Source organism: Streptomyces sp. NPDC020747, assembly GCF_044334695.1.
In the GTDB taxonomy this organism is placed as follows: Bacteria; Actinomycetota; Actinomycetes; order Streptomycetales; family Streptomycetaceae; genus Streptomyces.
Map to the genome: position 1 here is coordinate 79,141 of NZ_JBIRTJ010000028.1, position 10,496 is coordinate 89,636.

The following is a 10,496-nucleotide window of genomic DNA, read 5'->3' on the forward strand; positions in this document are numbered from 1 at the left end:
AGCCCCTGGGAGCGGTGGAGGTGCGCGTGCCGGGTTTCACGCATCTGCACACCGTTTCCGGGTTCTCCCTGCGGTACGGGGCCTCGCACCCGGAGCGGCTCGCCGAGCGAGCCTCCGGGCGGGGCATGGACGCGCTCGCCCTCACCGACCGGGACACCCTCGCGGGCACGGTCCGCTTCGCCAAGGCCTGCGCCGCCCAGGGGGTGCGTCCGCTGTTCGGGGTCGACCTCGCGGTCGAGGAGCCCGTACGGGTCCGGGAGTCCGCGCGGGCCCGGGATTCCGCGCGAGCCCAGGGCGCCGTACGGGCCGGTGGGTCTGTACGGGCCGGTGGGTCCGCAGGAGGGGAGTGGCGGCGGGCTCCCGTGCGCGGTGGTGCCTTTGTCGATGAGTCGGCGCCTCGGGTGACCTTCCTTGCCCGGGACGGTGCGAAGGGCTGGGCCGAGCTCTGCAGAATCGTTACTGCGGCGCATGCGGGCGACACGGGCGGGCCGCTGCTGCCCTGGGCGGCCAACCACGCCGACGGCCTGACCGTCCTGCTCGGCCCCGCCTCCGACGTCGGCCGGGCGCTCGTCGCCGGGCGCCCCGACCGGGCCGCGAAACTGCTCGCGCCCTGGCGGGAGGTCTACGGCGACGCCCTGCGTCTCGAAGCGGTCTGGCACGGGCGCGAGGGCACCGGTCCCGGCTCGCTGCGACTGGCCGCCCGTACCGTCGGCTTCGCCGCCGAGCAGCGGGTGCGGCCGGTGCTCAGTAACGCCGTCCGGTACGCCGACCCGGGCATGGGCCCGGTCGCCGACGTCCTGGACGCCGCCCGCCGGCTTGTGCCGGTCGACCCCCGCAAAGAGCTGGACAGCGGCGAGGCCTGGCTCAAGGACGCGGACGCGATGCTCGGCGCCGCCGAACGGATCGTCGAGGCCGCGGGCTACCGCCGCGACACCGCGTACCGACTGCTCGAACAGACGCGGGCCACCGCCGCCGAGTGCCTCGTCGACCCGGAGGACGACCTCGGCCTCGGTGCCGTGCACTTCCCCGAGCCGCACCTCGTCGGTGCCGGACGCCGTACCGCGCAGCGGGTACTGGCCTCGCGGGCGGCGGCGGGGATGGTGCTGCGCGGCTACGACCGTTCTCCCGAGGCGCGCGGTTACTGGGAGCGGATGCACCGCGAGCTGGACATCATCGCCCACCACAACTTCGCCTCCTACTTCCTGACGGTCGCTCAGGTCGTGGACGACGTACGGGAGATGGGCATCCGGGTCGCCGCGCGCGGCTCCGGCGCGGGCTCGCTCGTCAACCACCTCCTCGGCATCGCGCACGCCGACCCCGTCGCGCACGGGCTGCTGATGGAACGCTTCCTGTCCAAGCGGCGCCCGGTCCTGCCCGACATCGACATCGACGTGGAGTCCGCCCGCCGGCTGGAGGTCTACCGCGCGATCATCGGCCGGTTCGGCACCGAGCGGGTCGCGACCGTGGCGATGCCGGAGACATACCGGGTGCGCCATGCGGTACGGGACGTCGGCGCGGCCCTCTCCATGGACCCGGCCGACATCGACCGCATCGCCAAGTCCTTCCCGCACATCCGCGCCCGCGACGCCCGCGCGGCACTGGAGGAACTACCCGAACTCCGGTCCCTGGCGGGGGAGATGGAGAAGTACGGGCGGCTGTGGGAACTGGTCGAGGCGCTGGACGCCCTGCCGCGCGGAGTCGCCATGCATCCGTGCGGAGTACTCCTCTCCAACGCCTCGCTCCTCGCCCGTACGCCCGTCATGCCGACCAGCGGCGAAGGGCTGCCCATGTCGCAGTTCGACAAGGAGGACGTCGAGGACCTCGGGCTGCTCAAGCTCGACGTGCTGGGCGTGCGCATGCAGTCCGCGATGGCGCACGCGGTGGCCGAGGTGGAGCGGGCCACGGGGGACCGGGTCGACCTGGACGCCGTCGAGGAGGGCGACCCGGCGACGTACCAACTCATCCGGTCCGCCGAGACGTTGGGCTGCTTCCAGATCGAGTCGCCGGGGCAGCGGGACCTGGTGGGCAGGCTGCAGCCCGCGACCTTCCACGATCTCGTCGTCGACATCTCCCTCTTCCGGCCGGGGCCGGTCGCGGCCGACATGGTGCGGCCGTTCATCGAGGCGCGGCACGGCCGGGCGCCGGTCCGCTTCCCGCACCCGGATCTGGAGGAGCCGTTGCGGAGCACGTACGGGGTCGTGGTCTTCCACGAGCAGATCATCGACATCGTCGACATCATGACCGGCTGCGGGCGCGACGAGGCGGACCGGGTGCGGCGCGGGCTGTCCGACCCCGAGTCGCAGGGGCGGATCCGCTTCTGGTTCGCGCAGCACGCGGCCGCCCGCGGGTACGACACGGAGACGATCGCCCGTACGTGGGAGATCGTCGAGGCCTTCGGGTCGTACGGCTTCTGCAAGGCGCACGCGGTCGCCTTCGCCGTGCCGACGTACCAGTCGGCCTGGCTGAAGGCGCATCACCCGGCCGCCTTCTACGCCGGGCTGCTCACCCACGATCCCGGGATGTATCCGAAGCGGCTGCTGCTCGCGGACGCGCGGCGGCGGGGGGTACCGATCCTGCCGTTGGACGTGAACCGGTCGGCGGTCGCACATTGTATCGAACTGGTGTCTGAATCTGAGGGGTTCGGAAGGGCGGCCGGGAAGATCTCCGGAGGGTCCGGGAAGGCCTGGGGTGTGCGGCTCGCCCTCTCCGACGTGCACGGCATCAGCGAGGCCGAGGCGGCGCGGGTCGCGGACGGGCAGCCGTACGCCTCGCTGCTCGACTTCTGGGAACGGGCCCGGCCGAGCAGACCACTGGCCCAACGGCTCGCGCAGGTCGGGGCGTTGGACGCCTTCGGGGCCAACCGGCGTGATCTGCAACTGCACTTGACCGAGCTGCACCGGGGAGCACGCGGCGGTCGCGGGGACCAACTGCCTCTGGCCGGCGGGCAGAAGACCGCGCCGGCCGGGCTGCCCGACCTCTCCCCGGCGGAGCGGCTCAGCGCCGAGCTGGGTGTGCTCTCCATGGACGCCTCACGCAATCTGATGGACGATCACCGGGCGTTCCTGGACGAGCTGGGCGTGGTCACCGCGCGCCGGCTGCGGGCGGCGCGGCACGGTGAGACGGTCCTGGTCGCGGGCGCCAAGGCGGCCACCCAGACCCCGCCGATCCGTTCCGGCAAGCGGGTCATCTTCACCACCCTGGACGACGGCACCGGTCTGGTCGACCTCGCCTTCTTCGACGACTCCCACGACGCGTGCGCCCACACCGTCTTCCACTCCTGGCTCCTGCTCGTACGCGGAGTGGTGCAGCGGCGCGGCCCGCGCAGCCTCAGCGTGGTCGGGGCGGCCGCCTGGAACCTCGCCGACCTGGTGGAACTGCGGCGCGAGGAAGGCCTGGACGGAGTGGCCCTGCGACTGGCCGAACCGCAGGGGGAGGGCGGGGCCGAGGGCGGCTCGCGGGACACGGGAGATCCGACGGGCGGCCGTCGAATCCAGCTGCCCACGGGATACGAAATGCATCCGTGGGCCGATCTGCGCCCGGCGGGCGAAGGGCCCGCCGGTGGAAGGAAGTTGTGGCACCAGAGCCCGGGGAGTGCGGGATGACCATCCTCTGCGTACGTTTCCAACTGCCTCCGGCGGGCGAGGCCGCCCTGCCCGGGCTCCTCGGCACGCTGGAGGAGTTCACCCCCGTCGTCGAGGCGCTGCCGCCCGACGGAGCGCTGGCCGATCTGCGGGGCGCCGAGCGGTACTTCGAGCGCGATGCGGGGGAACTGGCCTCGCTGATCCGGGTACGGGCGCTCGCCTGGCACGGCGTCGACTGTGTGATCGGGGCCGGACCCGGGCCGATGTTCGCACGGATGGCCCTGCGGGAAGCCGCCCCCGGGACGACCCGCGTGGTGCCCGAAGACCCCTGCGCCCTCGCGGAGTTCCTGGCGGAACAGCCCGTGCGGGCGCTGCCCGGAGTCGGCACCGCCACCGCCCGCACCCTGTGCGAGTACGGCCTGGACAGCGTCGGCAAGGTCGCCGCCGCGCCCCTGTCCACACTGCAACGGCTCACCAGCGCCCGCATGGGCCGCGAACTGCACGAGATGGCACAGGGCATCGACCGCGGCCGGGTCGTACCGAACGCCGTCTCCCGGTCGCTCGCCGCCGAACGCCCTTTCCTGCGCGACGAGTTGGACCCGGACCTGCACCGGCACGCCCTGCTCTCCGCCGCCGGGGAACTGGGCTCCCGGCTGCGCGCCCTGGAGAAGGTGTGCCGCACCCTCACCCTCACCGTCCGCTACGCCGACCGGTCCACGACCACTCGCAGTCGTACGCTCCCCGAGCCGACCGCCCACTCCTCGGCGCTCACCGACGCCGCGTACCGCATGTACGAGGCGCTCGGGCTGCAGCGGGCCAGGGTCCGCTCCATCGTTCTGCGTGCCGAGGGGCTCGACCCTGCCGAACGGGCCTCCTACCAGCTCACCTTCGACCCGGTGGACGAGAAGGTCCGTCGCGTCGAGGAGGTGGCGGACCGGGTCCGGGCGAAGTTCGGGCCGCGGGCGGTGGTGTCCGGAGCGCTTGTGGCGTAGCACTCCGCCGTGAGGCGGGGCGCCCCCGCCGGGTCAGTTGGCCCACGGCGGAGTGATGACCGTGCCGTCCGCCAGTTCTGCCTGGAGACCTATGGAGGTGGTGACCCAGGAGGTCGCGGTCTTCTCGGTCGGGTTCTCCACGGCGAGTGTCGCGCCGCGGTTGACGATCACCGTGTCGCCCGCGGCGATCCGTTCGGTGCGGCCGTCGAGGGTCATCAGCAGTTCGCCGGAGAGGAGATGGAAGATCTCCTCGCGGTTGACGGTGTGCGCGGGCGCCTTCGTGCCCGCGGGGATCTCGCCCCGCCAGGCGCACAGTTCTCTGCTCCCGCTGAGGGGAGTGGCGTACGAGACGAAGCGCGCGCCGTGGATCTCGTGGACGACGGCTTCGGACGAGCGGACTACGGGCACGGCTGCCTCCAGTGGCGAATGGCGGTGGCGAATGGCGGTGGCGAATGGCGGTGGTGAGCGGCGGTGGTGAGTGGTGACGGCGAGTGGCGTGGATGGTCAAGTAGCTTGACTATATGGACACATGGTCAAGCCGCTTGACCAATTCGTCAAGGGTGTTTCAATGCGTGCGTGCAGAACTCCGAGGCCATGGCCCTGTCCGCCGCCCTGCTCGCCGTCGCCGGCGAGCTCACCCAGCGCATCCATGACGGTGTCGTCGCCCGCGGGTTCGAGGGGATTCGGCCCGCGCACGGGTTCGCGTTCGCGCGGCTCGCGCCCGGCGGGGCGACGGTCACGGAGCTGGCCGCCCATCTGGGCGTGACGAAGCAGGCGGCGAGTCAACTTGTCGACGAGATCGTCCGCAAGGGGTACGCCGAGCGGCGCCCGCACCCCGACGACGCGCGCGCCCGGCTGGTCGTGCTGACCGAGCAGGGCTGGGCCTGTACGCGGGCGGCCGAGGAAGCGGCCGCGGAAGCCGTCGGCCCCTGGGTCGAACTGCTTGGCGAGGGTGAAGTCCGGGCGTTGCGTGACCGTTTGCTGCGCATTGCGCCCTACGGTCCCATCAGGCCCGCCTGGTGACCGTTCCACGGCACGTGTCAGTGCTCCCGGCCAGCACCGGAAGTTTTTACTGACGCGTAACTTCACACTTCTACTACTCGCTCGTAACTTGGCAAAAGAACAGCATCCTCGTGATCCGGATCACAGGGCGTACGCCATCGCAACTCCCTTGAGCCGCAAGGAGATCACTCGATGCTGCCCTGGAAACGACTGCTCAGACCCCTGGCCGTGCTGCTGCTGACCGCCGCGGCCACCGTCGTCCCCACCGCTACCGCCGCCACCGCCGACACCGCTCAGGCCGAGGCCGCGCCGAGCCGTGGCTGGAACGACTACTCCTGCAAGCCGTCCGCCGCCCACCCGCGCCCCGTCGTCCTCGTCCACGGCACCTTCGCCAACTCCGTCGACAACTGGCTTGGGCTCGCGCCCTACCTCGTGAACCGCGACTACTGCGTCTTCGCCCTCGACTACGGGCAGTTGCCCGGTGTGCCGTTCTTCAACGGCCTCGGTCCCATCGACAAGTCGGCGGAGCAGCTCAAGACCTTCATCGACAAAGTGCTCGCCGCGACCGGTGCGGCCAAGGCCGACCTCGTCGGCCACTCGCAGGGCGGCATGATGCCCCGCCACTATCTGAAGTTCCTCGGCGGAGCGGCCAAGGTGAACGCCCTCGTCGGGATCGCCCCCGACAACCACGGCACCACCCTGAACGGACTCGCCCAACTGCTCGACCACTTCCCCGGCGCGGCCGACCTGCTTTCCACCGCCACCCCCGCCCTCGCGGACCAGGTGGCCGGATCCGCCTTCCTGACCAGGCTCAACGCGGGCGGCGACACCGTCCCCGGTGTCCGTTACACGGTCATCGCCACCAAGTACGACGAGGTCGTCACGCCGTACCGCTCGCAGTACCTCGACGGCCCGAACGTACGCAACGTCCTGATCCAGGACCTGTGCGCGGTCGACCTCTCCGAACACGCGGCGATCGGGCTCATCGACCGGATCGCCTTCCACGAGGTGGCGAACGCCCTTGACCCGGCGCACGCCACCCCGACGACCTGCCTGTCGGTGATCGGCTAGCGCGGCAGGGGAACCGCGGGCCGTTCGCGGCTGGTCGCGCCCACGCGGCGGGGCCGCACGTTGATACGGCCCCGCGACCGCCACGGGGCTATCGGCTGTGGCGGCCACTCGCCGAGCGGCGACGAACCGACGCGAACAGTGCCGCCGCACCGATGGCCAGGGCGGTCGCCCCACCGATCGCCACGTACGGAGTGGTGCTCGAACCGCCGGTCTCCGCGAGGTTCTCCGAACCGCCCGCGGGCTCGGTGTCGTTCGCGGAGTCGTCCGTCGCCTCGGAGGGGCCCGCCGACCCGGCGGACTCCGTCGTGGTGCCGGAGCCGGAGTCCGAGGCGGTGTCCGCGGCCGTCGTGGCCGTGGCCTGGGTCTTCGGGTCGTCGTCGCCGTGACCGCCGTGTTCCACGGTCGACTTGTCGGTACCGTCCTCGATCTCCTGCTCGGACGGCGCCGACGCGGCCGGGGCCGGGGCCGTGGAGGCTTCGCCCCCGCCCCCACTTCCGCCCTCCCCGAACACGACGTCCGAGCAGGTGTAGAACGCCTCGGGGGAGTCCGAGCGCTGCCAGATCGAATAGACGAGGTGGCGGCCCGACTTGACCGGGACGACGCCGTCGAAGACGTAGTCGCCGCTCTCCATTCGCGGGTCGGTGACCTTGAGGAAGGGCTTCGACTCCAGGTCCGACCACTTCAGGGGCTTCGTCGGGTCGTAGCCGTCCTTGGTGACGTACAGCTCGAAGGAGCCTTTGTGCGGGGCCGTTCCCTTGTAGCGGAAGGTGCGGTTGCCCGAGGTCAGCCGTGTGGCCGGCCAGTCGGCGCGGGCCAGGTCGAGGCCCTTGAACTTGTCGTTGCCGGCGCTGCACAGCTTCCCGTCAGGGATTATCTCTTTCGACTTCCCTGCGGCATTGGCGATGTTGACGCCGTTCCAGTCGTAGAGGGCCTGCGTGCCGCCGGCCGCGACCGCCGCCTTGCACGCGGCGGACCTCGGGTTCTCCGGACCCTCCGCGAAGCAGCCCGCGACCCTGCTCACCGGGTCCGTCATCGAGCCGTGCGCGACCGCCGGGGTGGCGGCAAGACCGGTGAGGGCGAGCGGGGTGACGCCGATGGCGGCGACCGTGGCGAGGCGGGTGCGGGTGGCCTTGCGGCGAGCGGACATGGGGAACTCCTCGAAGCGGATCCGGGGTGCTTGCGATGCCTGGGGGCGATCAGCAAGCTAGCCCCTCGAAACCGCGGAATCGCCTGCTGGAAGGGGGTGAGGGCGATCCTTATGGTCCGCTTAAGGGGGTGCTGAGACTGCGATCAGGTATGTACCGTTCCGGCCATGACGAAGACTCCGGAAGGAGCCCCGGCGGACACCCCGTACGAGGCTCGGATCCGCCCCGCCGTCGACTCCGACACGGCTGCCGTGAAGGCCGTGACCGACGCGGCGTACCGTCCCTACATCGAGCGCATCGGGGTGGTTCCGCGGCCCATGGAGGCGGACCACGCGGCCGACGTCGCCGCGGGGCGGGTGTTCGTCACGGGGGAGCCCGTGACCGGACTCGTGGTGATCGAGGCGCACGAGGACCATCTGTTCCTCGACAGCATCGCCGTCCACCCCGACGCCCATGGGCAGGGCGTGGGGCGCCGGCTCCTGGCCTTCGTGGACGCACACGCGCGTGCGCTCGGACTGCCGGAGGTCAGGCTCTACACGAACGCGTTGATGTGGGAGAACCAGAAGATCTACCCGAAGTACGGGTACGAACTCGTGGAGCGCCGCGTGGACGGGCCGTACGACCGACTCCACTACCGCAAGCGGCTGGCGCCGTGACGGCTCAGCCGTCCGGCCACCATGTGCGCGCGATGTCCTTTCGGACCTCCGGGCGCTCGGCGGGGCGCTCGTCGGCGTCGTCCCGCACGCGACGGGAGTCCGACTTCCTCAGGGGCTTCTGCACGGTTACACGGCGCATGGCTGCCTCCTTGCATCTACCGGGTTCCGCGTTTGTACGGAGGTAGACCGTTCCGGGGAGAGTGACTCATCGGTGCCCGCTTGTCAGTGGCGGTAGTCACGTTTCGCTTGTGAGTCCACATGCCGGACAACTGGGGGTTGCGTGCAGTTCCTGGGCAGGTCCGGCGCGGTTCCGTCGCGGGCCCGTTGTCAGTGGCGGGTGTCACTCTGGGCACATGACGAGTAACAGCGCCAGTGAAGAAGCGAAGAGCGAAGAAGCGAAGAGCGAAGAAGCGAAGACCGGTGAAGAGCGGTCCGGTGTCGACTGGGACATGGAGTCCGTGACGTTCGACGACGAGCCCGACCACGGACTGCGGGATCCCGCCGTGCGCGAGGCCTGGGCGGCGAGGCTGCGCGGCTGGCTGCCCCGAGGCCCGGCCGACGTGCTCGATCTGGGCTGCGGCACCGGCAGCCTGTCACTTCTCGCGTCCGAGCAGCGGCACCGGGTCACCGGGGTCGACTCCTCGCCGCGCATGGTCGACCTCGCCCGCGCCAAACTGGCCGGGCGGGACGCGGCGTTCCTGGTCGGGGACGCGGCCGTCCCGCCGGTCGGGGAGCAGCGCTTCGACGTCGTCCTCGTCCGCCATGTGCTGTGGACGCTGCCCGAACCCGGCCGTGTCCTGCGGCACTGGCGCGGACTGCTCCGCCCCGGCGGACGGCTCGTGCTCATAGAGGGCGTCTGGGGGACGGTGAGCCCGGTCGGCATACCCGCCGACCGGCTGACCGGGCTGCTCGCACCCCTCGCGGAGGACGTCCGCGTGGAGCCGCTGTCGGACGACCCGCTGCTGTGGGGACGAGACGTGGAGGACGAGCGGTACGCGGTGGTGGCCGTGCCCTGAGGGGCGCCGGGCGAGGCAGCCGGCAGAGACGTCCGGGAGACGCGTGCGGGTGAGGGCGGTGCTTGGGCGCCCAGGTCCTGTCCGGAGTTCGGATCGCGACTGCGGTGCGATGCTGCGGGCCAGGGCATCGCACCGCACCGCACGGATGCAGTCCGGCCTCGTAGCTCTCCGGGATCACCGCCCGGATTCCGTGACGCCGCAGGTGGCGGCGGTTGCGGCGGCAGGGGTGCGCCTTGTCGGCGGCCACTGTGTCCGGTCGGGTCCGGGGACGCCCGACCGGCCCGGGCACCTTCACTCGCTCCAGGACCGCAGCGAACTGCGGGCTGTCGTCGGCCGCCAGGGGGATCTTGCTGGTCGGCCCTCCCCGGGAACGTCCCGGTCCAGCGGCTTTCAGGCGGGCTCGGTACCGTCGGCGGGCCCGCCGACGCTCGGCGCGCGCCGTCCTGGCACTGTCCGTCCTGCGGCTGTTGGCCCTCCGAGGCGCCCGTTTTTTCGGACGCGGCAGCTGCTTCCAGGGCCGCCGGCTGTTCGGGGTCCAGGGCCGTCCCGGCAGGGTGGTGGTGTGCCCGTGCTGTCGCCGAGTCCACGCTGACCAGGCCCACGTCCGCCTGGTGCCCTGGGCGGCGGCCTCGGTAATCACCGCCTCCGTCAGGTACTGGAAGACGCCCTGTGTCGCCCGGATCCGGAAGCGGTCGTACGCGCTCTGTCAGGGCCCGAACCCGCTGGGAGGGTCGCGTCAGGGGCTGCCCGTGCGGAACCGCAGGTCGGGGATGGGTCCGACTGCGGCGATCGGAAGGTGGGGCTCGATCAGGGCCCGCTGTTCGTCGGTGAGATCGCATCACGCCATGACTGACGGGTTATCAACAAAGGACCCCATGACGCGGCGATCTACCGAACTCGTGATCCGGACTCCAGACAGGACCTAGGGCCTGTGTGATGTTGTGATCAGCCAGTTGCCTTCAGTAGGTCGTTGATCCAGATCATTGAGGCACGGAGGTGGAGGCCGGCGAGGTAGCTCTCGGGCGACTTGTCG

General features: G+C 71.3%; 9 protein-coding genes. 6 read left to right on the forward strand and 3 right to left on the reverse strand.

All coding sequences use genetic code 11. The features are described from left to right. Positions 1-26: 26 nt before the first annotated feature. Both ACH4YP_RS45500 and ACH4YP_RS45505 read left to right on the forward strand, forming a co-directional pair. A complete protein-coding gene (locus ACH4YP_RS45500; RefSeq protein ID WP_398497288.1) occupies positions 27-3,602 on the forward strand; it encodes a DNA polymerase III subunit alpha in 3,576 nt (1,191 codons plus the stop codon). Beyond that, complete coding sequence (locus ACH4YP_RS45505; RefSeq protein WP_398497290.1) at positions 3,599-4,573, forward strand: DNA polymerase thumb domain-containing protein; 975 nt, start codon at positions 3,599-3,601, stop codon at positions 4,571-4,573. Before ACH4YP_RS45500 ends, ACH4YP_RS45505 begins: the two co-directional genes overlap by 4 nt. A gap of 33 nt (positions 4,574-4,606) precedes the next feature. Here ACH4YP_RS45505 and ACH4YP_RS45510 read toward each other — a convergent pair whose 3' ends face one another. Beyond that, entirely contained in the window at positions 4,607-4,981 is a 375-nt protein-coding gene (locus ACH4YP_RS45510) for a cupin domain-containing protein (RefSeq protein ID WP_361064573.1), read from the reverse strand. Between the two features lie 168 nt (positions 4,982-5,149). Between ACH4YP_RS45510 and ACH4YP_RS45515 the strand changes: the two genes are divergently transcribed. Beyond that, complete coding sequence (locus ACH4YP_RS45515) at positions 5,150-5,596, forward strand: MarR family winged helix-turn-helix transcriptional regulator (RefSeq protein WP_398497292.1); 447 nt, start codon at positions 5,150-5,152, stop codon at positions 5,594-5,596. Positions 5,597-5,767: 171 nt separating this feature from the next. Further along, positions 5,768-6,646, forward strand: coding sequence for an esterase/lipase family protein (locus ACH4YP_RS45520; protein WP_398497294.1), 879 nt, complete (start codon positions 5,768-5,770; stop codon positions 6,644-6,646). Positions 6,647-6,734: 88 nt separating this feature from the next. On the opposite strand, the gene ACH4YP_RS45525 is transcribed toward ACH4YP_RS45520, so the two are convergent. Next, on the reverse strand, positions 6,735-7,793 hold the full coding sequence (locus ACH4YP_RS45525) for a lytic polysaccharide monooxygenase (RefSeq protein ID WP_398497296.1): 1,059 nt from the start codon (positions 7,791-7,793) through the stop codon (positions 6,735-6,737). A 165-nt stretch (positions 7,794-7,958) separates the two neighbouring features. Between ACH4YP_RS45525 and ACH4YP_RS45530 the strand changes: the two genes are divergently transcribed. After that, positions 7,959-8,447, forward strand: a complete 489-nt coding sequence (locus ACH4YP_RS45530; protein ID WP_398497297.1) for a GNAT family N-acetyltransferase — start codon at positions 7,959-7,961, stop codon at positions 8,445-8,447. Positions 8,448-8,451: 4 nt separating this feature from the next. On the opposite strand, the gene ACH4YP_RS45535 is transcribed toward ACH4YP_RS45530, so the two are convergent. Then, the gene (locus ACH4YP_RS45535; protein ID WP_257678067.1) at positions 8,452-8,586 is read right to left on the reverse strand and encodes a hypothetical protein; all 135 of its coding nucleotides are present in this window, start codon (positions 8,584-8,586) and stop codon (positions 8,452-8,454) included. Positions 8,587-8,896: 310 nt separating this feature from the next. Between ACH4YP_RS45535 and ACH4YP_RS45540 the strand changes: the two genes are divergently transcribed. Continuing rightward, positions 8,897-9,463, forward strand: a complete 567-nt coding sequence (locus tag ACH4YP_RS45540) for a class I SAM-dependent methyltransferase (RefSeq protein WP_361064659.1) — start codon at positions 8,897-8,899, stop codon at positions 9,461-9,463. The last annotated feature ends 1,033 nt before the right edge of the window (positions 9,464-10,496 follow it).